Genomic DNA, 26,207 nt, shown 5'->3' with positions numbered 1-26,207 from the left:
CGTGCGGGACGCCTCGGCGCCCATTACGCACAGGCGGGTGTTGAAGATCGCGGTGCCGATTGTCCTGTCGAATGCCACCGTGCCCATTCTGGGTGCGGTGGATACGGGCGTGGTCGGGCAGATGGGCGAGGCGGCCCCAATCGGGGCGGTCGGCATCGGCGCTGTGATCCTGTCCACAGTCTATTGGATTTTCGGTTTCCTGCGGATGGGAACCACCGGGATGGCGGCGCAGGCACGCGGGGCAGGCGATATCGTTGAAACCCGGGCGCTGCTGATGCGCGGCCTGATCCTGGGAGGCGCGGCAGGGCTGTTCTTTATCCTTGCGCAAGTGGCCGTGTTTGCGGGTGCGTTCGCGCTTTCCCCGGCAAGCCCCGAAGTCGAAGCCCTGACCCGGTCCTACCTGGAGATTCGCATCTGGGGGGCACCTGCCACCATCGCGTTATATGCCGTTACCGGCTGGCTGATTGCCGTCGAGCGTACGCGCGGCGTGTTCGTCCTTCAGGTCTGGATGAACGGGTTGAATATCGTTCTCGACCTGTGGTTCGTTCTTGGGCTTGGCTGGGGGGTCGAGGGAGTTGCCATTGCCACCCTGATTGCAGAATGGACAGGATTGGCATTGGGGTTATGGCTTTGCCGGGATGGGTTCGCAGACGGAATCTGGCGCGATTGGGCGCGGGTGTTCGATGCTGCCCGGCTGCGGCGCATGTTGCAGGTCAACGGTGATATCATGCTGCGTTCGGTTCTGTTGACCGGATCGTTCACGACATTCCTTTTTGTTGGCTCGGATCTGGGTGACGTGAATCTGGCCGCCAATCAGGTCTTGCTTCAATTTCTTGAAATCACCGCCTTTGCGCTTGATGGGTTTGCCTTTTCCGCCGAAGCGCTGGTCGGAGGCGCAGTCGGGGCCAGAGACAGGTATCAGGTGCGTCGCGCCTCGGTCATGGCCTCGCAATGGGGCGTTGGGGGGGCGCTGTTGCTGGGAACGGTTTTCTTCTTGGCCGGCCCGGCGCTGATCGACCTGATGTCAACTTCACCGCAAGTGCGTGAGGCCGGACGCGAATACCTGTTCTGGGCTGCAATCGCCCCGGTGATCGGAGTGGCAAGCTGGATGTTCGACGGTATCTACATCGGTGCCACCTGGACCCGCGCCATGCGCAACGCGATGATTCAGTCAGTGGCGATCTATGTGGTCGCACTTTTCATACTGGTGCCGAGTTTCGGCAATCACGGCCTGTGGGCCGCGTTGATGGTTCTCAACATCGCACGTGGGGTGACAATGGGCTGGCGCTATCCCAAGCTTGAGGCACAGGTCGCCTAGAGCAGCGTCAACAGGTTTTCCGGCGGACGCCCGATGGCGGCTTTGTCTCCGGCAATTGCCAAAGGCCGCTCGATCAGGATCGGGTTTTCGGCCATGGCACGGATCAGGTCTTCGTCGGGCGAGGTTTTGGCCAGCCCCAATTCCTTGAACCGTTTTTCGCCTGTCCGCATCATTTCGATGGGCGACAGCCCAAGGGCGGATTGCGCAGCGCGCAACTCATCTATTGACGGCGTGTCTTCCAGGTATTTTCGTACAGAGATCTGCGCACCGTTTTCTTCCAAAAGCGCCAGACCGGCGCGGGATTTGGAACAGCGGGGGTTGTGCCAGTATTCGATCACAGCCAATCCTCTCGTTTGCTGCCGACAGCTTGCGATACGGTGTCAAAACCGTCACGCGCCAGCAAGTCATCCAGCCCTTCGGCGATGTCGGACGCCAGGGAAATGCCGCCATACACCATCGCGGTATAGAACTGCACAGCCGATGCCCCGGCACAGATCTTGGCATAGGCCTGCTCGGCATTGCTGATGCCGCCCACGCCTATCAGGGGGATATCCCCGTCCGTCAGTTTGCTCAGCCGCGCCAGTACACGGGTGGACTTTTCAAACAATGGGGCGCCCGACAAACCACCGGTTTCGTCTTTGTGTACGCTGCGCAAACCGTCGCGGGACAGGGTGGTGTTGGTGGCGATCACAGCGTCCACCCGGGTTTCGCGGGCGACCTCGGCGATGTCCTGCAACTCCGCCTCGGTGAGATCCGGTGCGATTTTCAGGAAGATCGGCAACGGGCGCGGCAGCGCATCGCGCGTCTCGATCACACCGCTCAAAAGCGCGGTGAGTGCGGCTTTGCCCTGCAAATCCCGCAACTTTTCCGTGTTCGGGGATGACACGTTGACGGTCGCAAAATCCAGATACTCGGCACAATGGGCCAGCACTTTGACAAAGTCGCCGGCGCGGTCTTCGCTGTCCTTGTTCGCCCCCAGATTCAGGCCGATAACCGCGTCTTTGGGGCGGTGTGCCAGCCGTTTGGCCATCACCTCCATGCCTTCGTTGTTGAAGCCAAAGCGGTTGATGGCTGCCCTGTCCTCGGTCAGGCGAAACAGGCGGGGTTTGGGGTTCCCCGGCTGCGGACGCGGCGTAACCGCCCCGACTTCGACAAAACCGAACCCGGCGCGGGACAGCGGGGTCAGAACCTCGCCGTTTTTGTCGAACCCTGCGGCCAGCCCGACCGGGTTCGGCAGGTTCAGCCCGGCAACGACGGTTTTCAGGCGCGGCGTCGTTACCGGCCCCGGTGCGGGTGCAAGCCCGGACTTCAACGCCTTGATCGACATCCCGTGGGCGGTCTCGGGGTCCATGCGGTGCAGGGCGGCAAGGCCCAGTTTCTCCAACAGTTTCATCCGAATGTCGCCCCGGCTTCACCTGAACCGCATCGGATCAGGCGCGACGTTTCCACCGCCGCCTGACGGTGGATCACCGCCGCCCGATAGACCGGGTCAGTGACCATTTCCAGAAATGCATGTGCCGTCGGATAGCGGGCAATGAAAACGACATCCCATGCCTCGTCCGCCGGTCCAATCAGGGTTGCTTCAAACACCCCACGCCAGAGGATGCGCGCCCCGATGCGTTCAATGATCGGAGCGGTTTCAGCCCCGTAGTTCTCATAGGCTCGCGCTCCGGTCAGCCCTGCATTTGCCAGCTCATGCGCGGTTGGGTACTGCGCCTTGGCCCGAAACTTCACCAGATTGAGCATTTCGATCGGCATGTCCCGATCCAATGCCTTGAAGGCCTCGAACTGGTCGCGGTCCGGGTCGATGTAAGATGTCATGTCATGTCCTCGGGAAACTGGTGCGTCGTGCCGTCAAAGGGCAGAGGGCGTGACCAGACGACATCGCTCATCCGGATCTGGCGATAAAGGTGCGGGAACAGGGCACCCCCGCGCGAGACCTCCCATTTCAGGTCGTCGCCCATCGCGTCTGCGTCACAGGCCAGCAAAACCAGACCATCGACACCGGCAAAATGTTTGGCTGCGGTTTCAGCGGCTTGTTCAGCGGTGGAAAAGTGGACAAACCCGTCAGCGACATCAATCGGTGCGCCGTCCGAGGCACCCTGGTTCTGCAAGGCGGCCCACTCTTCGGCTCGGAAAATCTTGTAAATCAGCATACGGACCTGATGCCCCGCGCCGAAGATGGAATCAAGTCGGATTTCTTCTTTGACTCTCTGCCGTCATGCGCGCACGATCACCACAAATAACAACTGGGAGTACCATGATGCAGACCCGAATTTTGACTTCAGTCGCGGTTCTGGGCCTGACCGCCGGAGTTGCGGCAGCCGACTACAAGTTGACAATTTTGCACACCAACGATTTTCATTCTCGTTTCGAGCCGATCAACAAATACGACAGCGGATGCGACGCGGAAGACAATGCCGAAGGAAAGTGCTTTGGTGGATCGGCGCGCCTAGTCACTGCCGTGAAAGACGCACGTGATCGTGCCGACAATTCGATTCTGGTGGATGGCGGCGATCAGTTTCAGGGGTCTCTTTTCTACACGTATTACAAGGGCAAGGTCGCTGCCGAGTTCATGAACAAGCTGGGCTATGACGCCATGACCGTGGGCAACCACGAGTTTGACGACGGCCCGGAAGTGCTGCGTGGCTTTATCGACTCGGTCGATTTCCCGGTCCTGATGTCCAATGCCGATATTCGCGACGAAGAGCTTCTGACCGACCACATCAAGAAATCTACTGTGATCGAGGTGGGTGGCGAACAGATTGGCCTGATCGGGCTGACGCCGATCGATACGCATGAACTTGCGTCGCCTGGTCCCAACGTGACCTTTTCAGACCCGGTACCGGCTGTTCAGGCCGAGGTCGACAAGCTGACGGGCGAAGGCGTCAACAAGATCATCGTGCTCAGCCATTCGGGCTATGGCGTTGACCAGCGTGTCGCGGCAGAGACAAGCGGGGTCGACGTGATCGTTGGTGGGCATTCGAACACCTATCTTTCGAATGCATCGGACAAGGCCGTGGGCCCGTATCCCACGGTGGTCAACGGTGTGCAGATCGTTCAAGCCTATGCCTACGGCAAGTTTCTGGGCGAACTGAACGTCACGTTTGATGACGACGGCAATGTGGTCGAAGCCGTTGGTGAACCCTTGATCATGGACAACACCGTGACCGAGGATCAGGCCGCATTGGATCGGATCGCCGAACTTGCTCAGCCTCTGGATGAAATCCGAAACAAGGTTGTCGCCAGCGCGGCCGAGGCCATCGAGGGGGACCGCTCTGTATGTCGTGTACAGGAATGCCAGATGGGTAATCTTGTTGCTGATGCGATGCTGGCGCGGGTTGCCGATCAGGGTGTACAGATTGCCATCGCGAACTCGGGTGGTTTGCGGGCGTCTATCGACCCCGGAGACGTGACCATGGGTGAAGTGCTGACCGTGCTGCCGTTCCAGAACACGCTGTCCACTTTTGAGATCAACGGGCAGACCGTTATTGACGCGCTGGAAAATGGCGTCAGTCAGGTGGAAGACGTGAAGGGGCGTTTTCCTCAGGTCGCTGGCCTGCGCTTTACCTGGGATCCCAGTGTAGCGCCGAACGAAGGGCGTATCATTGATGTGATGGTCGCCGAAGGCGATGGGTTTGTTCCGATCGACCCGAACAAAACCTACCTGGTCGTAACCAACAATTACGTCCGCAATGGTGGCGATGGGTATTCGATGTTCGAGGGCGATGACAAGAACGCCTATGATTTCGGTCCGGATCTTGCGGATGTAACCGCGGAATACCTGGCGGCAAATGCTCCGTATCAGCCTTATGTTGATGGGCGCATCAAGCAGAAGTGACTCTGTTTTCGAAAAGGACAAAAGGACAAAAGCCGCGTCATCATGATGCGGCTTTTTTGCTTCTGCGGATCAACTGAAATCGTATTCCGGCCAGAGTTCCGAGCCCAGGCCGTCAAGCATCGGTTTGATCTGATCCGCGACCTCGCGCCAGCCCCTGATTGACTTGGACGAACCCCTGGCGGCTGGCAAGCTTGCACGCGTTTTTGCAGGCACTTCCGGGTTGTCGGAGTTTGAGGCCAGTTTGCGGGTGGTGAACCGGGCAATTGACCTCCAGTTTCCCCCTCACGCCTACTCTCGTCCATGACCCGCACAAGGTTCCGCTGGTCTGGGAATGGTATTTCCTTTTCGGGTATCAGCCAAGGCACGCGTTACCTGATCCGTGTGTATCAGCGCGTTCGCCAATTTCTCGGCAAACTGCGGATCATCGGGCTTTGTCCACGAGGCTTCAGTGAAATGTGAGCAGGGCTTTCCTTACAGCTTCACCCCGGTCAAAACGAAGCCGGAAAAGGCTTGATAGTCCGAGTTCTTCGGGAACTTTTTGAGTCCCCGCGGGGTCTTTTCAGTACCTGTGGACGCTTGTCAGCCTCCCAAAAGGCCACCGCTTTGCTCTTGTGGGATCGCGTTTTCTGGTTTTCCATGCAATCCAGTAAGGTCCTGTGTCAGAACCAGGATTGTAACGGTGGTCCATTACCATGTGCGGACGGTTTGCAATAACTCTTCCCAATGACGCGATCGCGCAGCTGTTTTCCGCGCGCCCGGCTAATGCGTTGCCAACCGTCCCGAATTTCAACGTGTGTCCGACAAATCAGGTGCATGTGGTGCGGGGTGGTGAATCAGGCCGTCATCTGGATGCGCTGCGCTGGGGGTTTTTGCCACATTGGTACAAGACGGAAACTGCCGGCCCGTTGCTGATCAACGCACGTGCCGAGACTTTGGCGGAAAAGCCCGCCTTTCGCGATGCCTGCCGATCACGCCGCTGTCTGATTGTCGCAACAGGGTTTTACGAATGGACCAAGACGGACGAGGGAACGCGCTTGCCCTGGTACATCCATCGCAGGGATGGCGCCCCGATTGCTTTTGCAGGGATCTGGCAGGACTGGGGGGTGGATGAAAACCGTCAGGGCACCTGTGCCATCGTGACAACGGCGGCCAACGAAAACCTTGGCACCATCCATCATCGGATGCCGCTGATCCTTGAACCCGAGCACTGGTCATTGTGGCTGGGTGAAGCGGGAAAGGGGGCTGCTCGTCTGATGCAGCCGGGGGCAGAGGATGTGCTGACGTTTCATCGCGTTGATCCGGTCGTGAACTCGAACCGGGCCAGCGGGCCTGATCTGATCGAGCCTTTGCACGTGTGAGGGCGTGCGGCCTTTCCTTTGCAAACGCGGCAAGCTAGACCTTCGGCATGGCTCTGAACTTTCCTGATCTGACACAGCTTTATGCCCATGGTTTTGACACAGTCATCGATGTGCGCAGCCCGGCAGAGTTCGCTGAAGATCATCTGCCTGGCGCGATCAACCTGCCGGTTCTTAACAACGAGGAACGCGCCCGTGTCGGGACCATGTATGTACAGGAGAGCCCGTTTCTGGCGCGTAAACTCGGGGCCGCTCTGGTGTTCCGCAATGCGGCCAACCACATCGAGCAACATCTAAGCCACTATGAAGGCAGCTGGCGCCCTCTGGTCTATTGCTGGCGCGGCGGACAGCGTTCCGGGTCGTTCACATGGATGCTGCAACAGATCGGCTGGCGTGCGGATGTGATCGAGGGCGGCTATCGCACCTACCGCAGGCTGGTGAATGCGTATCTGTACGATGATCCGTTGCCACATCGGTTGGTGGCGCTGGATGGCTATACCGGAACGGCCAAGACAGAATTGCTGGCACTTTTGCAGTCACGCGGGGTGCAGGTTCTGGACCTCGAAGCACTGGCCAATCACCGAGGGTCCCTGCTGGGGGAAAGACCGGGTGGGCAGCCCAGCCAGAAAGCTTTTGAATCGGCTCTGGCTGGGGCGCTTTGTGCGATGGATACGGCGCGCCCGGTTGTCATCGAAGCGGAATCTTCCAGGATCGGCAGCCTGATACTGCCACCCAGCCTGTGGAACGCTTTGTGCGCAGCCCCGCGGGTGAACATTTCGGCTCCGCTCGAGGCGCGTGCCGCCTATCTCGTTCAGGCCTATGACGACATCCTGTCTGACAGCGACCGGTTGCGAGAACGGCTGTCGCCGCTGCGTTCTCATCGTGGGCACGAGGTTGTTGATGGTTGGGTGCAGCTGATCAATGCAGGTCAAAAACAGGTGCTGACCCGGGCCCTGATGGAGCAGCATTACGACCCGGCATACGCAAAGTCGCGGCGGTCTCGTTCCGTCGAGGTGCTGGCCGATATTGAGATCGCCGTTCTGAACGACGCCGGCCTGAGCGAGGCAGCGACCCGGATCGAAACCCTGCTGGATCAGCTTTGAAGACGCAGCCCCGGTGCTTCGGTGAGTTCGCCGATTGCCATGGCAGGATACCCAGCGTTCTTGAGGTCTTGCAGGACGGTATCGGCATCCTTTGCCGCGACCGCGGCCAGCAGGCCGCCTGCTGTCTGCGGGTCGAACATCAAGGCGGCTTTGCCCTCGGCGGGCAGGGCAGGTGCTATTGACCGGTTGTCTGCAAAAAGGGTTGACCGAACACCCCGGTCCGTCAGCTCCTGCGCGCCATCCATCACGTCCACGGCACCCAGGTCCAACATGGCCCCGCATCCGGAAGCGTCACAGATGCCTTGCAGATGTCCGGCCAGACCAAACCCGGTCACGTCGGTCATCGCATGGGCCCCGGCCAATATGCGGGCCGCCTTGCCCTGCGGCTGCACCATCTGCTGGTAGGCTGCGGCGACCCAGGCACCATTGGCCTGGCCGGCCATCTCGGCCGCCATAAGAACACCGCTTCCTATGGGTTTGGTCAGGATCAGACGATCCCCCGGTTGCCCGCCCGTCAGTGTGATCGGGGCGGAATCGCACAACCCGGTCAGTGTGAAGCCGATCGTCATCTCGTCACCCATGGAGCTGTGTCCGCCCACAATCTCGGCACCGGCGTCCCGCATGACGGCTCCTGCGATCGACATGATTTCCGACATGGTTCGGCTTTGCAGGGCAGAAGACATGCGCGGCAAGATGATGGTTGCCGTGGCTGCCTGAGGCGTGGCCCCCATGGCCCAAATATCGCCTAAGGCGTGAACAGCCGCGATACGGGTCATAAGCGCAGGATCCTTGGTGAAAGCCCGCAGGTGATCGGATGTCATGACCTGCTGAACTCCGCCCGTCTGAAGCAGAGCCGCGTCATCGCCGGGCAGGGGGGTGATGTCCGGGCGAATGGGGGCGGGCTGCGATTTCAGCGCAACCTGCAATGCACCCCGCCCGACCTTGGCACCGCATCCGCCACACATCGGTTTTTCACCCAGCGCCTCGACAAGTCCGGCGGCACGTGCGCGCGGCAGCACAGGGGGCCTCATCTGCGGCAGGTCCCGGAACTTGTTCATGAAGGTCTGGTCGATGTGGTTCTTCCATTGCCACATCATCGCTCCGCTGTAGGACAACCCAAACCGCTCACCCAGCGCTGATTTGCCGCCCAGCGAAATCAGCTTCAGGTAATCTTTCTGCGGGACATATCTGCGCATCCGCCCAGCCCCCAGCGCCGCGCGCAGATTGTCGAACAGAACCGGTGCCTCGCGCACTGCATAAACTCCGGCCTTGGGTCTGGGATTGTCCGTCAGATGGGCGCAATCACCGGCGGCAAAAACCACGGGATCGCTGGATTGCAGGTAGCTGTTCACCCGGATGAAGCCATCCTCAAGGTCCAGCCCGGTCTTTTCGATCCAGTCATACGGGCGGGCTCCGGCCGCACCTGTCACGAAATTGGCGGGAATTGTGCGCCCGTCCTGCAATGCGACGTGATCCGAAGCGATCCGGCTGATTGCCGCGTTTTCGATCACCTCTACACCAAGATTCTGCATGGCTTGCCGGATCGTCGCTGCCGCCTTGGGTTTGGTGGCGGTCAGGGCGAAGGCATTGTCGATCAGTGTAACCTGTGCTGTCCGACCTTTGGCCCTGAGCGCGTGAGCCATCGCCATGACCAGTTCAACTCCGGCGACTCCACCGCCGATTACGACGACCGAGGCAGGGCCGCTGCCTTCCAGATAAGCGGCCCACTTTGCCGCGAATGGCCCCAGTGGTTTGGCCGGTACCGCATGTTCCGCAAAGCCGGGCATTGCGGGCATGTCCGACGTGATGCCAACATTGACCGATGCCACGTCGAAACCAACCGGAGGATGCCCGGGAACATGGATTTCCTGACGATCGGTATCGAGTCCGTCGGCCGAGCCCAGAATGACCCGCGCGCCTGCAAAACGCGCCAGTTTGACAAGATCGATGTCCAGTTCCCACCGGTCATAATGCCCTGCGATGTAACCTGGCAACATTCCGGAATAAGGGGCCGTCGGGCCGGGGTTGATCACGGTCACCCGTGCCCCGGGCAAAGGGTTCATCCCCCATTTGCGCAGCAGCAGCGCGTGGGTGTGACCTCCGCCAACAAGAACCAGATCGCGGGTCAGGGGCAGTGGGGGAATATGCATAGGTTTCAATTCGCGCTATGGTCCGGGACGTCCTCGACCTGCTCGACGGCGTGGGTGGCCCAAAGCTCATCCTCGCCAGCATCCGGCAGGTCTTCTGGTTTTTCATGACGGTGTATGTGCCATTTTGCAATGAACAGGGCCGTGATCGGAGCGGTCAGGAACAGGAATAGCGTGATGAGCAGTTCGTGCAGGGACAGCTTTCCTTCCAGAAAAACAGAATGTGCGATCGAGGCCAAAAGCACGCCACCCACCCCCAAGGTCGTTGCCTTGGTCGGCGCGTGCAGGCGGGACATTGGGTCTTTCAACTTGATCATGCCAAAAGACCCGACAAAGCCGAAGATACCCGAGACAATCAGGAAAAAGGCGATCAGCAGTTCCACGATGAATGTCATCCCGCCCTCACTCGATAATATTGCCGCGCAACATGAAGCGCGCGTAGGCCACGGTGGAGACAAAACCAAGCATGGCTATGATCATGGCGGCCTCGAAGAAGATCTCGGTGCCCTGATCCAGCCCATATAGGATCATCAGGGCGATGGTGTTGATCACCATCGTGTCCAAGGCCAGAACCCGAGTGCCAACCCCGTCAGCGGTGATGATCCGCCACAGACACATCATGATCGCCGCACCGAAACAGGCAAATGCAAAATAAATCGCGTAGTCGATCATTCGAAAATCTCCTTCAGGCGACGTTCATAGCGCTGCTTGATCTGGTCTCGCACCTCGTCAGGGTTCGGTGCGTCGAGGCAATGTACCAGCAGGTTGTGCCCCTGCGCCGACAGATCGCAACTGACGGTGCCGGGAGTCATCGTGATGGTCCCGGCCAGAAAGGTGATTGCTTCGGGGGTGCGCAGCTCAAGCGGGACACAGACCCAGTTGGGCTGGCGGTCATCATTGCGCTTGAACAGGATGATCCGGGCCACTGTTACGTTTGCAACCACGATATCCCAAAGCACCACCAGCATGTATTCCACAACCATTGGCCAGTTGCGCACTTTGGGACGATCCGGCCAGTATGGCTGTGTGATGAAAGGAATGATGATCCCGAGGATCAGGCCAAAGACCAGAGAGTTCAGCGAAGGCTTGTTCGCCAGCAGAATCCAGACCAGCGTCAGCAAAATCGTCAGGTGTGGGTGCGGGAAAATCCGGCGCAGCAGTTTCATCACTCTTCCCTTCCCAATACGGCAGAGATGTAGTTTTCAGGCGTAAACAACTGCTCTGCGGTTTTGCTCGTGTACTCCAGAGCCGGACCTGCGAACAGGGTCAGCAGGATCAGACCTGCCACGGCCCCGAACACAGCCGTAAAGGCAAGGCCGGGTTGCGGTTCGGGGGCGGCGGGGGCAGGCGCCTCATCGCCTTCGGCGGTTTCATCGGCTGTGACAACCTCAGCGTCGTAGCTTTTCCAGAAAATCAGCGTCCCGGCGCGGGCGAGCCCGACGATGGTGACGAATGATCCAATCAGGATAACCGCCCAGACCGTGGTGGCATCGGATGCATCGCGCGAAGCGTCCAGAACCAAAAGCTTGCCTACAAAGCCGGACAGCGGCGGCATTCCAGCCATCGCGATGGCGCCGACAAAGAACAATGCAGCTATCAACCCGCTTTGCGGCATCGGTGGCTTGGGGGCTATGGCACCTCCCTGCCGTTCCATGATCAGGTCAGCAATGAGAAACAGCAACGCGGTCGCAAGTGTCGAATGAAACACGTAATAAAGGGCGGCTGCCGTCGCGCCGGGCGTGAATTGCGAAATCGCGATCAGCAAAGTACCCATGGACGCAATGGCGCAGAAGGCAACCATGCGGGCAATATGCTGCGATCCCAGAATGCCGACGGCACCGACCGCAAGCGTCAGCAGCGCCGCAGGTTGCAGCCACTCGCCAACCAGACCCTGCGTGACTTCGACGTCGGGGCCGAAGGCCAGCGTGTACATTCGCAGGATCGAATAGGCCCCGACCTTGGTCATGATTGCAAACAGGGCCGCAACAGGCAGCGGAGCGTTGGCATAGCTGGCGGGCAGCCAGAAATGCAGCGGCAGAACGGCAGCCTTGATGCAGAAGACCAGCAGCAACAGCACCGCGCCAACCCGTAGCAATGCGGTATCTTCGGCCGGAATTTCTGCAACGCGCACGGCGATGTCCGCCATGTTCAGCGTTCCGGTCACGCCATAGATCGTACCGAGGGCAAACAGAAACAGGGTCGACCCCAACAGGTTATACGCCACATACTGCACACCCGCTTTCAACCGCACCGCGCCACCGCCATGTGTCATCAGGCCGTAAGAGGCGATCAGCAGAACCTCGAAGAACACGAAAAGGTTGAAGGCGTCGCCGGTCAGGAAGGCCCCGCAGACGCCCATGAGTTGGAAATGGAACAGCGCGTGGAAATGCTTGCCCCGGTCATCCCAGCCCGACGCAATGGCATACAGCACGATCGGCAGGGCCAGCAGGGCGGTCAGCAGAACCATCATTGCGGACATGCGGTCCAGCACCATGACAATGCCAAAGGGGGCGGGCCAGTCGCCCAGCTCGTAAACCTGAATGTCCCCGCCCGAGGCCTGAGCCGTGATCGTCAGCGCAATCCCAAGCAAAGCCACGACACCCGCGACCGAGAAGATACGTTGCAGGTCCAGATGGTATCGCAAAACCATGATGATGAAAGGGGCCAGAATCGCGGGCAGGACGATCGGCGCAACGATCCAGTGGTTCATGCGTCATCTCCCGGCGCGTCAACACTGTCCTGGGCGGTCATGTCGATATGGTCGTCTTTGGCGGACAGGTATGCGCTGAGTGAGATCATCACGATCACGGCGGTCATCCCGAACGAGATCACGATAGCCGTCAGGACCAGCGCCTGTGGCAGAGGGTCGGTATAGGGCACGTCCTTGTACTTGTTCAGAACCGCTGGCGCGTTCAGCGCAAGTCGTCCAGTCGCGAACAGGAAGACGTTCACCGCGTATGTGATCAGAGACAGGCCCAGAATGACCGGAAACGTCCGGCGGCGCAGGATCAGGAAGATCCCGGCGGCAGTCATGATGCCAACGGCGGAGGCTACGAGCGCTTCCATCAGGACTGCTCCTTCTCTTGTTTTTCTTCCAGAAGATCATCCCGCAGTGGGTTGATATCCATCGGGAATTCCTGGGCCATTCCCGGCTGCCACGCAAAGCGGGACAGGCTGTCCAATGCAAGCATGACCGCACCCAGAACCGCCAGGAATACGCCTGTATCAAACAGCATGGCGGTGGCCCATTCGAACTCCTCCAGTGGAGGCCAGTTGATGTAGCCGAAATCGCTGGTCAGGAAAGGACGATCGTTGAACCAAGCGCCCAGTCCGGTTGCTGCGGCGATCAGAACGCCCCAGCCGATGGTGCCGTGGTAATAGAACCTCTGCCGCTCGATGGCCCAGGTATAACCGCTGGCCATGTACTGCATCAGGTAAGCGATGGCGACGATCAGGCCGGCGATAAAGCCACCGCCGGGCTGGTTGTGCCCGCGGAAGAAGATGTAAGCCCCGACCATAAGTGCGATCGGCATCATCACGCGGGTAACCACAACCATCATCAAGGGATGAGAGTCGCCGGATTGAGGCCAGTGCGGTTTGCGGTTCAGCAGATAGCTGCGGACGTTGGTGCTGAGCACGGATTCAGTCAGCGCAAAGATGATCAGTGCAGCAATGCCCAGAACGATGATCTCGCCAAAGGTGTCAAAACCCCGGAAGTCGACAAGGATCACGTTGACCACATTGGTGCCGCCGCCGCCTTTGTAGGAATTGGCCAGATGGAACTCTGAAATCGTCGGGAAAGCGAAATCGCGCATCATCATCGCGTAGATCAGCGCACCGGTACCAAGGCCCGCGACCACGGAAATCGCCGCGTCCCGCCAGCGCCGCGCCGCCGAACTGTCCCAGGGCGTTTCGGTCGGCAGAAAGTTCAGCGACAGCAACAAAAGGATCATTGTCACCACCTCGACCGAGATTTGCGTCAAAGCAAGGTCAGGGGCCGAGAGATAGTTGAAGGCAATCGAAACGATCAGGCCGACGACACCGATCAATACCAGCGACAGAAGACGATTCCGGTGGAACCACATGATGCCCAGCGTCGCACCCACAAGGCAGATCCAGCCAATGATCGGAATGATCTGAGCCGGCAGCGGAACGCGGGTTTCAATACCAATTGTCCCGGTCGAATACGCGTAATAACCCAGGCCAACGGTAAAGGCGACAAAGATGATGGCATAGCGGCTGAGGACCCCGTTGTGCAATTCATCCGTGATCCAGCGGCTCAACCTGGTCAGTGCTTCTATGATTGCTTCGAAGATCTGCTTGGCTTCGGGGCGGGGCAGGGCGTTCCAGATCTGCTCACCCCGTTTGTGCAGCGCCAGTAGGAACAGACCGCCCAGAGTCGCCACGACCGACATGTAAAGGGCCGGTGTGAAGCCATGCCAGAGTTTCAGCGAGTAATACGGAAGCTTCTCGCCGCCAATCACTGCGCTTGACACCACTGCAACCAGAGGTCCGACAATGGCAGCGGAATAGAGGCCGATCAGGATAACAAGTACGACCAGGAATGCAGGCGCGATCCACAACCCAACGGGCGGGTCATGCGGATGAGCCGGATAGTCTTCCCTCTGTGGACCAAGGAAAACGTAACTCACAAAGCGGAAGGAATAGGCGGCCGAGAACAACGCAGCCAACAGCGCCAGCCCCGGCACCAGGTAATGAGAGTGAAGCCATGTGGTATGCACGGTCTCCTCAAGCATCATCTCTTTGGACAGGAAGCCGTTCAAGGGTGGCAGCCCGGCCATCGAAAGGGCGGCAATCGTGCCAATGGTGAAGGTGATCGGCATCAGGTGGCGCAAGCCGCCCAGCCTTTTGATGTCGCGCGTGCCGGTCTCGTGATCCACGATCCCGGCGGTCATGAACAAGGCGGCTTTGAACGTCGCGTGGTTGATGATGTGGAACACGGCAGCGACGGCTGCAATCTTTGTGCCAAAGCCCAGCAGCATGGTGATCAGGCCCAGATGCGAAACGGTCGAAAACGCCAGCAATGCCTTCAGATCGTCCTTGAACAACGCGATAGACGCGCCGATCAGCATGGTAACCAGACCCGTGGTGGCCACGATATAGAACCACGCATCCGTACCGGCCAGAACCGGCCACATCCGTGCCATCAAAAACAAGCCGGCTTTCACCATGGTGGCAGAGTGCAGATAGGCCGAAACCGGTGTCGGCGCGGCCATGGCGTGCGGCAGCCAGAAATGAAACGGGAACTGCGCCGACTTGGTGAAACAGCCCAGCAGGATAAGGATCAGCGCAGGCATGTAGTAGGGTGAAGCCTGGATCAGTTCTTTGTTCTGCAAAATGACGCTGAGGTCGTAGGACCCCACGATATTGCCGAGGATCAGCATCCCTGCAATCATCGCCAAGCCGCCAGAGCCAGTGACAGCCAAGGCCATGCGCGCCCCCTGACGACCTTCGGGCAGGTGCTTCCAATAGCCGATCAGCAGGAATGAGCTGAGCGATGTAAGTTCCCAGAAAATAAGCAGAAGCAGGATATTGTCGGACAGGACAATCCCGACCATCGCGCCCTGAAACAGCAAAAGATAGGTAAAGAACTGCCCCATCGGGTCTTCGCGCGACAGATAGAACCTTGCATAAAGGATGATCAGCAACCCTATGCCCAGGATCAGCAACGCAAACAAAAAGCCCAATCCGTCCAGCATGAAATTTGCGTTCAGACCCAGCCCCGGTATCCAATCGAACCGGGCGGTCACCACCTCTCCGCGCATCACTGACGGGATATGAATCAACAAGCCCATCAGGGCCAGGAATGTGGTCAACCCGGCAGCGGAGGCGGCTGCGTTCCGGCCTGCCCGGATCAACAGGGCGGGAAAAACAGCGCCAAGGAAGGGAAGGGCCGCGATAAGGAATAGGGACAAGTGCGATACTCCGATCTGGGCGGTCAGTGTGAAGCCAATTTTGTAAGGATATTTTCCCGACTGTCCAGATATTGTAACTTTTTTACAGAGTCCTAATGGCCCGGTCAGGAATTCTGCCACGTTGCGAAAAAATGACGCGATCTTGATGCGGGCCGGGGTTTTTCAACGCCCCCGTTTCAGACCATCTGTGATAGAACAAATCTCAGCGAACAGGAGGCTGAATCTTGGCCGAGAAAGTGAACCGAGCCCGAAGATGGATGTTGATCGGCGTTTGTGCTGCGATCGCAGGCGGGTTTGCGATCAGGGAATACCGTTTGATCCCCGAAGATCATGGCGGCGGCCGGATCAGCGTAGCCGTTGCTCATGAACAGGCATCAGACGGGCGCATTCTGCTGGTCGATATCCGCACGCCGCGCGAATGGCGGGCATCCGGAATTGGCGAGGGTGCTGTGCCGCTGGACATGCGGCGAGAAGATTTCGTCAATGCACTGACGGAATTGACCGGCGGCAATCAGGCAGCGCCGGTGGCGCTGATCTGCGCGCGCGGTGTGCGTTCAGCACGCCTGAGCAACCGCCTGATCGAGGCTGGATTCACCAATGTGATCGACGTGCCAGAGGGTATGCTGGGTTCGGCCGCAGGGCCGGGATGGGTTCGGGCCGGATTGCCGGTGCGTAAATATGATGAGGATGCAGGATGATCCGGCAGTTCAGCCTGGCTTTGGCCTTGTCAGTGACCGGGCAGAGCGCTTTCGCGGGGTGTGCCGGCCAAGAGGATACCTGTGAGACTCCCATGGGAGCCTACCACATCGAACTGCCCGATGCGGACGATGCGCCCATGGTGGTGTTCCTGCATGGGTATGGCGGCAGCGGGTCGGGTACGATGCGCAATCGCGGGATGGTCGAACCACTGTTGAAACGCGGGTATGCGGTGATGGCCCCTGAGGGACTGGAACGGCCCAACCGGGGCGGAACCAAAAGCTGGAATTTCTATCCAGGCTTTGGGGATCGGGACGAAACCGCCTTTCTGACCGAAGTGGTGCAAGACGCGGCAAGGCGGTTTGGTATCGACGCCGACCGTGTCTTGCTGGGCGGGTTTTCCGCTGGCGCTTTCATGGTCAACTATCTGGCTTGCGAGGCCCCCGATGCGTTCTCGGCCTATGTTCCGGTGTCCGGTGGTTTCTGGCGCCCGCACCCCGAAACCTGCAAAGGTCCGATCCGCATGTTCCATACGCATGGCTGGACCGACAATGTGGTGCCGCTGGAAGGGCGCTTGCTGGGCGGAGGGCGCTTTCAGCAGGGGGATATCTACGCGGGCCTGGAAATCTGGCGTGATGCCAACGGTTGTGTCGATCACAAACCGGCCGGGTTCAGCACGACGGGTGAATTCATGCGCCGCCGCTGGACCAATTGTGCCGAAGGCAGCGCGCTGGAATTTGCTTTGTTTCCCGGAGGGCATACCGTTCCCGCAGGCTGGGCCGACATGATGGTCGATTGGTATGAAGGGCTTCCCGGCAGCTGATCACTCGGCCGGGGTCATGTTGCCTTTGCCTTCGACCAGTCGCTTCAGTTCATCGCGATAGCGGCGCGCTGACCGGGTAATGGCGGGTTCGCTGAAATCCTCTCGCATTCCGACCATCTTGCGGGCGGCACCTGCCGAGACACCGCTGAGCGCAGACAACGGGATAGCCAGTGCCAGGCTGATGGCGATCGGGGCCAGCCAGATCGACACCAGACCGGACAGGATACCGACGCTCAGCGCCACTCCGCTTACGGTTTCAAGCGCGTGGCACAGGATCAGCGTTCGCAGACCATAGGTGCCACCGTCGCGGGCCTGTGGCGACCAGCCGCGCTGAATGCCAAAAGCCGTACGGAAAACAGCGATCATCTGTTGCACCATCAGGATCGGAGCGTAAAGGATCGACAACAAAACCTCGGCCAGGAAAGAGCCGAGGAATTTGCGCCCGCCACCGAAATCCGCATAGCGTACACCGCTCAGCGGCAGGGCCAGAACGCCCAGAACCTTGGGGGCCAAAAGCATCGCGTACATGACCAGAATGATCAGCACGTGACGGGTTTCCGACATCTCGGGCCATTGCGGGAACAGAGGATTGTCGGGGCTGAAATAATGCAGGACAGAGGCATCCTGACCCTGACCGATCAGCGCCCACATCAACAATAGCGCAAACCACAATGGGGACATCAGATAGCCGACTGCGCCATGGAACATGTGGAACCGCGATACGGCACGGAATCCGGAAGAACCCAGCAGTTTCAGGTGTTGCAGGTTGCCCTGGCACCAGCGGCGGTCCCTCATGGCGTGATCGATGAGGGTGGGCGGTGTTTCTTCATATGACCCGCGAATACGAGGCAGGAAGCGCACGGCCCATCCGGCGCGGCGCAGCAGGCCGGCCTCGACGAAATCGTGGCTCATGATCAGCTTGTCCTGACCGCTGAACGAACGCAGCTTGGGCAGTCCGGCGCTGGTGGCAAAAGCCCTGGTGCGGATGATGGCGTTGTGGCCCCAATAGTTGCCTTCCTGCCCGCACCAGCGGGCCAGACCTTCGGCAAAGGCGATGCCGTAGACGCCATTTGCGAATTGCTGCATCCGGGCAAAGACCGACTGCGCGCCAATCAGCTGCGGATAGCTTTGAATCAAGCCCGCACCCGGATCGCATGCCAGTGCATCAGTCAGGCGATGGATCGCGCGCCCGGTCATCAGGCTGTCGGCATCCAGCACCAGCATGGCATCCCAATCCGCGCCCCAGCGGCTGACCCAGTCGGCAATGTTGCCCACTTTGCGATCGGTATTCTGTTCGCGGCGGCGATAGTACAGCTCAAGCCCAGGTGCCAGCGTGGTGCGCAGCGCCTCGACGCTGGCCTGTTCCTGCGCCGCAATCTCGGGGTCGCGCGTGTCCGACAGAATGAACATGGCATAATGATGTTTCCCGCCGCGTGCCTGAAGATCCTCCAACATGGTGCGGGCATTGCCCAGTACGTTCCAGGGGACCTCGTTGTAGACCGGGGTCAGCAGGGCCACCCGCAGGGGTTGCGCTGCGGTCAGGCGCTCGGGACGTTCCTGTTTTGCCAGCGACACCATGCCCAGCAAAACGGTGCAGACGGTGAAGGAAATCCAGAAGAAGTTGAACGAAATCAATGTCAAAAGGATGCCTTCAATCACGTTGATGCCTTCCGCACCGAACCAATCGCTCATGACCCATAGCAAGGCCAGAGTGGCGGCCATTGCAGGCGAAAAGGCCAGTGCGCGCCAGAATCCGGCAGATGATTTGTACTGACCGGAAGGTGCGTCCGCATCCCGGAACCGTGCGCTGAAGTTCTGCGCAGGCATCGCCAGGGGCGCTTCGGGCGGCATGATATGCAGATCGCTGCTCATGTGGTCCAACGGTATAGCCAGACCTCGGAGGCAGGCTGTTTGTCTTTCAGCAACTGCGCCCGCAATTCCACATGGTTACGCTCGCCGGGCTGGAATGAGAACGCCAGACGCAGGCCACCGGTATCCGGGTTGCGTTGCAAGACGCCTTCCGAGGTTTCCGCATGGGGGGAATCCACGAAAATCGTGATCGCGTCTATATCCGCGAACAAATCGCTTTCTTCAAAGTCGATGACGGCCAACCGGCCTTCGCCAAAAGTGTTTTCGCCCATCGCGGTGTTGATCACGCGTGGCATCGGTGTGCGCTGGGGTTCTTCCCCCCAGATCAGGCGATAGGACAGGTCGACCTGACTGCCTGCCGCATAGGGTTCAGCGGGCCGCCAATAGGCAACGATGTTGTCATAGATTTCCTGATCTGCCGGGATCTCGACCAGCGTGACCGAGCCTTTGCCCCAGTCTTCACGGGGCTCGACCCACAGGCCCGGGCGTTTGTGATAATTGGCTTCAAGATCGGCATAGTCCGAAAACTCTCGTTTGCGCTGCATCAGACCAAACCCGCGCGGGTTTGTGTCGACGAAGGATGAAACCTGCAATCGGGTCGGGTTGGCCAACGGACGCCACAGCACTTCGCCTGCGCCATTGCGGATCAGCAACCCGTCGCTGTCGTGCACAGCAGGGCGGAAATCGTCGAACCGGCTGTGGTTGGTCTGGTCGAACAGGAACATCGAAGTTCCCGGAGCGATGCCCACATGGGACAGGTCTTCGCGCGGGAACAGCGTTGCTTCGATATCCATGATGCAATCCGCGCCCGCCGTGACGTTGAAACGATAGGCGCCGGTCACGCTGGGGCTGTCCAGCAATGCATGCACGACCATGTTGCGTTGGCCCGGTTCGGGACGCTCCAGCCAGAACCGGATGAATTCGGGAAATTCCTCGCCATCCGGGTCGCCGGTTTTCAACGCCAGACCCCGCGCGGACAGTCCGTAAACCTCGTGCAGACCGATGGCGCGGAAATAGCTGGCCCCCTGCCAGACGCAGAATTCATCTGTCTTGCCGGGGCGGTGCATTTCAGTGCGCAGGCGCAGGCCCGAGAAGCCCAGCGTGTCATCGATCGGCAGTTGCGGCACGTCTTCGGACTTGTCGAACATTTCCAGATCGAAGGCGACCGGCTTGGTCATGCCGTTCTCGACCGTCTCCACCTTTACGGTGCGGGGGAAATACAGGCCGGGGGTGAAGAAATCGACATTGAATGGCGTCTCGGTTTCATACCACAGTGCCCGATCAAGCCGGAACCGGATGGAGCGGTATTGCTGATAGGTCAGGTCCTGCCATTCCTGCGGTACCATCTCGCGTTCCACATAGGGGCGGCTGGCCAGATCGCGGGCCATTTCAATTACGTAGTCGCGGTCAAAAGGCGTCTCACCGCCCGTCGCATACGCGGTCGGGGCAAAGGCCAAAGCAGTCGTCGAGACGAGGAATGCGCGGCGGGTGAATTTCATTTCTTCGACTTCCAGGGTTGTGACTTGAACCAAGCTGCCAGATAGGCAACGCCGATGATCATCGCAAACCCAATCATGTTGGCGACAAAGACAGTGGCGACATCCCGCCCAGCCTGATCCAGCGCGACGCCGATCAGCCGGGCCGCGGCCATGGAAAACACAAAGACGGCAAGGGATTGCTGGCCGACCTTGGTGACAACGGCCAGCAGGAATTGCCAGATACGTGCGCCCACACCATGGCCTGTCGCGATCAGACGGTGGCCGTGCTCGCCCGCTGCGACCCATCCCAGATAGGCCAGCGACAGAAAGTGGACATATCGCAGAAGGCCGAACTCGGTTTTGCCGCGCAGCTCTTCGGTCAGGGGCCAGCCCTTGCGGATCACTGCGCCTAGCTCGGGCGCAGCCGTATTGATCCAGGTAAAGACCTTCCAAGACCCGAACGGGGCTGACAGGACGACAAAGGCAATTGCCACCCAGATCAAAGACTTCGACACGGGCGGGGCCGGAATCCAACCGCGCATGAAGGCAAAGCCGGTGAAGAACAGCAATTGCCAGCCGAAAGGGTTGAAGAACCACTGGCGCTCGGACCAGGGTTCAGCGGGAAGGGCCAGCGCGCCGGTTTGTGCGATGAACCAGATGGCCAAGCAAACTGCCGCCATCAGCCAGAAACTGACGCGATGGAGCGCCATGTAAAGCGGCATCAGCGCCAGTACGACCAGATACATCGGCAGGATATCGAAGTAGTTCGGAACATAGGTCAGAGTGAAAATCCCGACCATTTGCGGCGCTGGATCATTGAAGAAATGCTGTAGGTTCAGCGACGAGACATAGGTTTTCTCGAACGCGCCAGTCTGATCCAGCGCGGCCATCGTCATGGCAACAAAGAAGAACAGGGCAATATGCGCCCAATAGACCTGCCAGATGCGGTAGGCCACTCGGGCGGTGCCCATCCACCAGCCTTTGCGCAGAAATGCACCTCCAAAGGCGATGGCCGAGGCCATGCCCGAACAGAACACAAAGATCTCGGTTGCATCGGAATAGCCAAACCGCGCGGGAATCCATTTGGCCCAGGGATCGTTTGGAATATGGGCGATCAGGATGATGAACATCGCAATGCCGCGGTAGAAATCCAGCCGCGGATCGCGCGTGCTGGCAGAGGCAGCGGCCGGGGCCGCAGCGGGTACAAAATCAGAAGCGGGCGATATGGTCGCCATACGTTTTCTGTCCTTCTTGGTCTTTTTGTTATTCTGCGGGAACGCTTTGTGCGTCACCACTGTCACGGGCCGCGTCGATCAGGGCGCGGCGCGCGATGGCATAATTGTCTTCACCTCCGGCGCGCTTTGCGCGGCGATCATCTAGAATACGCTCGACTGTATCGAGGCGCCCGGCCCGAAGACCGGAATCGATGGTAATGCGTTCAAATACATCGCGTTGAGCGTGGCTGCCACCGGCCAGTTGCATGGAATCGCGTGCCGTCAAAAGATGATCAAAGGCCGTGGCGTAATGACCGTCACCAAAGGCCTCGAGGCCCATGGCAGCGGCAACACCGGGGTCAGCCATTCGGCGGGTCATGTCGTCATTGGCGCGCGCTGCATCCTTGTTCATGCGGCTCAGCATCTTGGCCGTGGCGGCGGCGCGGTTATCGCCGGTCAGCGCCAGCATATAGTGTAGATCCGCGAATATCAGGCAGCCGTCTTCAGTCCGCGCAGCACTCAGATCAGCCAGTTCTTCCCAGCGGTTGCCAACATCTATGCCTTCGAGCTCAAGCCGAGACAGAAGTGAAGTTGCGTTCGAGATGTCCCGGTAATCGTCGGTTTTGTCCTTGCGAATATGGGCGTCATACAGTTCCATCACCTGATCGACCTGACCCAGATCCAGATGCATCAGCGCCTTGTGCCACCACACGTGGTAACGGAAATTGTTGCAGTGGGACCAGGCCGCCTCGCGCCCGGCCAGCCAGTCAAGGCCCAGCTGCGCATTGCCCGTCATCTCATGGACATGGGCCACCGCGTGCAGGCCCCAGGCATCATCGGACACCATCCACAGCGCCTGACGGCCCGCGATTTCGGCCTTTTCGTAAGCGCCTGTTTCTTCCAGTGCGAAGGAATGACAGCCCAGCAGATAGCCGCGCCCCGGATGATCGGGTTCATAAGCGGGCAACACCCGCTCGATCGAGCGGCGCATCCCTTTGGCGTCGCCCAGGACAAAGCGGGTTGCGTGGCTTAGTTTCATCGCCAGCGTGTCCTGCGGGTGATCGCGCAGAATCGTTTCGAATTTCTGAACCGCCTGCGTCTGTTGCCCCGCCAGATAGAGGGCAAGCGACTCCACATAAAGACGCTCACGCGTGGTGATGGGCTGGCGTTCTATCGCCGCGTGGGCAGCAGCCAGCGCTTCGACGGCAACGGCCATCATCTCGCGCCGCCCAAGCAGCGCCATGAACAGACCTTTGATCGCATGACCCAGCGCGAAGTCGGGCTCGAGTTCAAGCACTTTGCCCAAATGCTGAGGCGTGACAGCGGCATGAGCCATGAACCCAAGCAGAACACCATTCCACGCTTCGACGGCCGCCGGCTGGGTCAGGGTGTTCATCTGTCCGAAAACGTCTTGTTTCATGCTTGGGTCCAATCTGATTGCGATATTTGACACTGTTCGATGTAACAGAGTGTGCAAGAGCGGCGTAACAGTATCGACGCTGCTCTCGAATTGGTGAAATGACGTGTGCGAAAAAGACGAAAAAAACCGCCGATTCAAGGGCATGTTTCAGCAACTTGCCGCCTAAATGTGCAAGTATTTCAATCCTCGAACGGGTTTTTTGCGCTCAGAACGGCCTCGGTATCGGCTCCACAGACCGGTGGAGCGTTTCGATATGTTACAGGTGTGCGAGACAGGTTCAGAGGATTCCCTATCAGGTTGACCTGACCCGGCTGGGCCTGCATGGCAATCTGCATTCGTCTTGCGGCCACCTGTTCCGTGTTGAACACCTGATCCAGCGTCTGAACCGGGCCGACGGGCACTTTGACAGCTTCGAGGCCGGAAATGACGGTCTGGGTGTCCAGCGCCTTCACTGCGGGGCGAAGGATGGAATTCAGTGCATCACGATGTTCCAGACGGGCCGGGTTGGTCGCGAATCTCGGATCGACTGCCAGTTCAGGAGCATTGATGAAGTCGCAGAGCTTTCTGAACTGGCCGTCATTTCCAACCGCGAGAATCACGTGCCCATCAGCGGTTTCGTAGACGTCATAAGGGACGATATTCGGGTGCCCGTTGCCGCGTCTTTGCGGAACATCGCCTGACGTCAGATAGTTGACGCCTTCATTGATCAGCCAGGCAATCTGAGAATCCACCAGCGCCAGATCGATCTGTTGGCCTTCGCCGGTCAGGTCGCGGTGGCGCAGCGCGGCCAGGATTCCAACAGTCGCATACATCCCGCACATCACGTCGGCGATGCCAACACCCACTTTCATGGGGGCGCCCTCGGGGTCTCCGGTCAGCGACATGATCCCGCCATAGCCTTGCGCCATCAGGTCATAGCCGGGCTTGCTGGCATTCGGCCCGGTTTGACCGTAGCCCGAGATTGAACAGTACACGAGGCTTGGAAACTCTTGCGACAGGGTGGCGTAGTCCAGCCCATACTTGGCCAAGCCGCCCGGTTTGAAGTTCTCGATCAGAATGTCCGCGTGTGACGCCAACCGTCTGATTTCCGCCTGACCCTCGGTCGAGGAGATATTCAGCGCGACGGATTTCTTGTTGCGGTTGGCCGACATGAAATAGGCGCTCAGGTCCGAGCGGTTGCCCTCGGCATCGCTCACGTAGGGCGGCCCCCATTGCCGCGTGTCATCGCCCCCGGTTGCCGGGTTTTCGATCTTGATGACGCTTGCACCCAGATCGCCCAGCAGTTGCGTGCAGGTGGGGCCTGCCAGAATCCGGCTAAGGTCCAGAACCTTGACACCCTTCAACGGGCCTTCAGATGCGGCCATCATAGCCTCCACGCTCAACTTCTGCAGCAATCACCGTAAATGTCTCAGCCTTTACAGCAGCTTCCAGTGCGGTGCGCAACTCTGTCCTGTTATGAACCGTATGGCCATTGCCGCCAAAGGCCCGGCCCATGGCGGCAAAGTCATGATGGCCGAAATCGACGCCCGTGTTGCCCATCTGCCGCTGGCGCTGTTTCAATTCGATCAGGGCAAGGCTGGCATCCACGAAGACCAGAAAGATCGGGTTGCCGCCCATTTCAGCCGCTGTCGACAACTCGCCCGCAACCATAAGGAACCCGGCATCGCCCGAGAAGCTGATCACCGGGCGGTCCGGTTCGGCCAGTTTCAGGCCAATGGCCATCGGAACAGCGCAGCCCATGGTGCAGAGCGCCGAGGATTGGATCAACCCGCGTTCTTCGTTGCACGCCCACATCTGGCTCAGCAGAATGCGATGCGCGCCACTGTCGGCCGTGGCCAACGTTTCAGGCGGCAGGACGGCACGGGTTTCGGCAATGACGGCAGCGGGCCCCCAGTTTTCATCGGTGGGGAAGGCCTTTGCCAGCGCGGCTTTGACCTGCGCGGGTTCGTTGCCCGGCCATGTTTCATGGGCCGGGTTGCCTTTGGCAATTGCCTCCAATGTCTCGCCCGTGTCGGCGACAAGATTCAATCCAGCCTGATGCATGTAGTGGTCGTTGACCACGGCAGAGATATCGATGACGCGCTTTTCTTCCGGATCCCAGATCTCACGCCAGCCGGGGCGCATTTCGATCGGGTCATATCCCAGACACAATACCAGATCCGATTGTTCGATCAGAGGCACAAGATGCTTGTCAGCCAGCGGCGACAGCCCCGCGCCACCCAGACACAGTGGGTGATCCTCGGGCACGACACCCTTGGCCTTGTAGGTCGTCACGAAAGGAATACCAAAATGTTCCAGGAACGCCTGCACGACACTGCGCGAGTCGTCATAGAGGACATCCAGGCCGATGATGGCAATGGGGCGTTCGGCCTCGGCCACCCAGCGGCGGGCCTTTTCCAGGCATTCGCCACCGGGGCTGACCGGCGCAACCTTGGCCAGCCGGCGGCGTTTCACGCCGGTAACAGGCGTGTCGGCAACCGAGATCGGGACATCGATATGAACCGGGCCCGGTCGTGGCTGCATGGCCAATGACACCGCCTTGTCAGCAATGACATCCGCGCCTTTGGCTGTCAGCGTATAAGTGCCTTTGGTGATCGAGCGATAAACCCGGCTGTGATCCATGACCTGATGGGTATAGGTCAACGCTTCGTCGGCATCGACGCATCCGGTCAGAACGACCATCGGCACACGATCCTGCAAAGCGTTCGCCACCACATTGATCCCGTTCATTGCACCCGGACCCAGGGTGGCCACCAGAATCGCAGGTGCTCCGTCGCGATGATGAACGGCTTCGGCCATGAACCCGGCAGAGTTTTCGTGCTTGGTCAGATGAAAGGTGATCCCAGCCTTTTCCAGCGCATCGACCAGCGTCAGGACCTCGCCCCCCGGCATCCCAAAGGCGTGACGACAGCCCGCTTCATAAAGACGTTGGGCCAGAAGATCCGCAGCGCGGGGCGAGGGGTCCTGCATCAGTCATGCTCCGAGAAACTGTTTCGAAGCAGATTGC

The 26,207-nt window shown here is 59.4% G+C and carries 23 protein-coding genes; 6 read left to right on the top strand and 17 right to left on the bottom strand.

Going from position 1 to position 26,207, the window contains the following annotated elements:
* The first annotated feature begins 1 nt into the window (after position 1).
* Positions 2-1,318: an MATE family efflux transporter gene (locus AC2FFD_RS17595; protein WP_496873704.1), complete on the top strand. Its 1,317-nt coding sequence runs from the start codon at positions 2-4 to the stop codon at positions 1,316-1,318.
* On the opposite strand, the gene arsC is transcribed toward AC2FFD_RS17595, so the two are convergent.
* From arsC to AC2FFD_RS17575, 4 genes are read right to left on the bottom strand one after another with little or no spacing between them, the layout of a single operon-like run.
* Positions 1,315-1,656, bottom strand: a complete 342-nt coding sequence (gene arsC, locus AC2FFD_RS17590; protein WP_480684727.1) for an arsenate reductase (glutaredoxin) — start codon at positions 1,654-1,656, stop codon at positions 1,315-1,317. The two genes, AC2FFD_RS17595 and arsC, sit on opposite strands and share 4 nt — an antisense overlap.
* Entirely contained in the window at positions 1,653-2,711 is a 1,059-nt protein-coding gene (locus AC2FFD_RS17585) for a quinone-dependent dihydroorotate dehydrogenase (RefSeq protein WP_496873703.1), read from the bottom strand. Before AC2FFD_RS17585 ends, arsC begins: the two co-directional genes overlap by 4 nt.
* On the bottom strand, positions 2,708-3,139 hold the full coding sequence (locus AC2FFD_RS17580) for a DUF1330 domain-containing protein (protein WP_496873702.1): 432 nt from the start codon (positions 3,137-3,139) through the stop codon (positions 2,708-2,710). The genes AC2FFD_RS17585 and AC2FFD_RS17580 overlap by 4 nt, the downstream gene beginning before the upstream one ends.
* Positions 3,136-3,474, bottom strand: coding sequence for a DUF952 domain-containing protein (locus AC2FFD_RS17575; protein WP_171726536.1), 339 nt, complete (start codon positions 3,472-3,474; stop codon positions 3,136-3,138). Before AC2FFD_RS17575 ends, AC2FFD_RS17580 begins: the two co-directional genes overlap by 4 nt.
* A 107-nt stretch (positions 3,475-3,581) precedes the next feature.
* Here AC2FFD_RS17575 and AC2FFD_RS17570 point away from each other — a divergent pair, with 107 nt between their 5' ends.
* The 3 genes from AC2FFD_RS17570 (at position 3,582) to mnmH (ending at position 7,617) form a co-directional block, all read left to right on the top strand.
* A complete protein-coding gene (locus tag AC2FFD_RS17570; protein WP_170347223.1) occupies positions 3,582-5,159 on the top strand; it encodes a bifunctional metallophosphatase/5'-nucleotidase in 1,578 nt (525 codons plus the stop codon).
* Between the two features lie 692 nt (positions 5,160-5,851).
* A complete protein-coding gene (locus AC2FFD_RS17565) occupies positions 5,852-6,517 on the top strand; it encodes an SOS response-associated peptidase (protein WP_496873701.1) in 666 nt (221 codons plus the stop codon).
* Between the two features lie 47 nt (positions 6,518-6,564).
* Complete coding sequence (gene mnmH / locus AC2FFD_RS17560; RefSeq protein WP_496873700.1) at positions 6,565-7,617, top strand: tRNA 2-selenouridine(34) synthase MnmH; 1,053 nt, start codon at positions 6,565-6,567, stop codon at positions 7,615-7,617.
* Here mnmH and selD read toward each other — a convergent pair.
* Genes selD through AC2FFD_RS17525 form a run of 7 tightly spaced genes read right to left on the bottom strand, consistent with a single transcriptional unit; the run spans position 7,608 to position 15,700 of the window.
* On the bottom strand, positions 7,608-9,767 hold the full coding sequence (selD, locus tag AC2FFD_RS17555) for a selenide, water dikinase SelD (RefSeq protein WP_496873699.1): 2,160 nt from the start codon (positions 9,765-9,767) through the stop codon (positions 7,608-7,610). The two genes, mnmH and selD, sit on opposite strands and share 10 nt — an antisense overlap.
* Positions 9,768-9,772: 5 nt before the next feature.
* Positions 9,773-10,159 carry a Na+/H+ antiporter subunit G gene (locus tag AC2FFD_RS17550; RefSeq protein WP_170347219.1) on the bottom strand — a complete coding sequence of 129 codons (387 nt, stop codon included), beginning with the start codon at positions 10,157-10,159 and terminating at the stop codon, positions 9,773-9,775.
* 7 nt (positions 10,160-10,166) lie between these two features.
* Positions 10,167-10,436, bottom strand: a complete 270-nt coding sequence (locus tag AC2FFD_RS17545; RefSeq protein ID WP_152457439.1) for a K+/H+ antiporter subunit F — start codon at positions 10,434-10,436, stop codon at positions 10,167-10,169.
* A complete protein-coding gene (locus AC2FFD_RS17540; protein WP_170347218.1) occupies positions 10,433-10,930 on the bottom strand; it encodes a Na+/H+ antiporter subunit E in 498 nt (165 codons plus the stop codon). Before AC2FFD_RS17540 ends, AC2FFD_RS17545 begins: the two co-directional genes overlap by 4 nt.
* Positions 10,930-12,474 carry a monovalent cation/H+ antiporter subunit D gene (locus AC2FFD_RS17535; protein WP_496873698.1) on the bottom strand — a complete coding sequence of 515 codons (1,545 nt, stop codon included), beginning with the start codon at positions 12,472-12,474 and terminating at the stop codon, positions 10,930-10,932. Before AC2FFD_RS17535 ends, AC2FFD_RS17540 begins: the two co-directional genes overlap by 1 nt.
* Entirely contained in the window at positions 12,471-12,830 is a 360-nt protein-coding gene (locus tag AC2FFD_RS17530) for a Na+/H+ antiporter subunit C (protein WP_117869526.1), read from the bottom strand. The genes AC2FFD_RS17535 and AC2FFD_RS17530 overlap by 4 nt, the downstream gene beginning before the upstream one ends.
* Entirely contained in the window at positions 12,830-15,700 is a 2,871-nt protein-coding gene (locus AC2FFD_RS17525) for a monovalent cation/H+ antiporter subunit A (protein WP_496873697.1), read from the bottom strand. Before AC2FFD_RS17525 ends, AC2FFD_RS17530 begins: the two co-directional genes overlap by 1 nt.
* A 257-nt stretch (positions 15,701-15,957) precedes the next feature.
* Between AC2FFD_RS17525 and AC2FFD_RS17520 the strand changes: the two genes are divergently transcribed.
* Together AC2FFD_RS17520 and AC2FFD_RS17515 are read left to right on the top strand one after the other, a co-directional pair.
* Positions 15,958-16,398, top strand: a complete 441-nt coding sequence (locus tag AC2FFD_RS17520; protein WP_170347252.1) for a rhodanese-like domain-containing protein — start codon at positions 15,958-15,960, stop codon at positions 16,396-16,398.
* On the top strand, positions 16,395-17,219 hold the full coding sequence (locus AC2FFD_RS17515) for a CE1 family esterase (protein ID WP_496873696.1): 825 nt from the start codon (positions 16,395-16,397) through the stop codon (positions 17,217-17,219). The genes AC2FFD_RS17520 and AC2FFD_RS17515 overlap by 4 nt, the downstream gene beginning before the upstream one ends.
* On the opposite strand, the gene mdoH is transcribed toward AC2FFD_RS17515, so the two are convergent.
* From mdoH to AC2FFD_RS17485, 6 genes are all read right to left on the bottom strand, one after another.
* The gene (gene mdoH / locus AC2FFD_RS17510) at positions 17,220-19,091 is read right to left on the bottom strand and encodes a glucans biosynthesis glucosyltransferase MdoH (RefSeq protein WP_496873695.1); all 1,872 of its coding nucleotides are present in this window, start codon (positions 19,089-19,091) and stop codon (positions 17,220-17,222) included.
* A complete protein-coding gene (locus AC2FFD_RS17505) occupies positions 19,088-20,587 on the bottom strand; it encodes an OpgD/OpgG family glucan biosynthesis protein (protein WP_480684715.1) in 1,500 nt (499 codons plus the stop codon). Before AC2FFD_RS17505 ends, mdoH begins: the two co-directional genes overlap by 4 nt.
* On the bottom strand, positions 20,584-21,801 hold the full coding sequence (locus tag AC2FFD_RS17500; protein WP_496873694.1) for an OpgC family protein: 1,218 nt from the start codon (positions 21,799-21,801) through the stop codon (positions 20,584-20,586). The genes AC2FFD_RS17505 and AC2FFD_RS17500 overlap by 4 nt, the downstream gene beginning before the upstream one ends.
* A gap of 28 nt (positions 21,802-21,829) precedes the next feature.
* Positions 21,830-23,200 carry a tetratricopeptide repeat protein gene (locus AC2FFD_RS17495; protein ID WP_496873693.1) on the bottom strand — a complete coding sequence of 457 codons (1,371 nt, stop codon included), beginning with the start codon at positions 23,198-23,200 and terminating at the stop codon, positions 21,830-21,832.
* Between the two features lie 179 nt (positions 23,201-23,379).
* The gene (locus AC2FFD_RS17490) at positions 23,380-24,564 is read right to left on the bottom strand and encodes a CaiB/BaiF CoA transferase family protein (RefSeq protein WP_496873692.1); all 1,185 of its coding nucleotides are present in this window, start codon (positions 24,562-24,564) and stop codon (positions 23,380-23,382) included.
* Entirely contained in the window at positions 24,551-26,170 is a 1,620-nt protein-coding gene (locus AC2FFD_RS17485) for a thiamine pyrophosphate-binding protein (RefSeq protein ID WP_480684712.1), read from the bottom strand. Before AC2FFD_RS17485 ends, AC2FFD_RS17490 begins: the two co-directional genes overlap by 14 nt.
* Positions 26,171-26,207 lie beyond the last annotated feature (37 nt).

This window comes from Ruegeria sp. YTSC002 (assembly GCF_059609845.1).
Note: the sequence above shows the minus strand (reverse complement) of the source record. Positions and strands in the feature narration are given on the sequence as shown.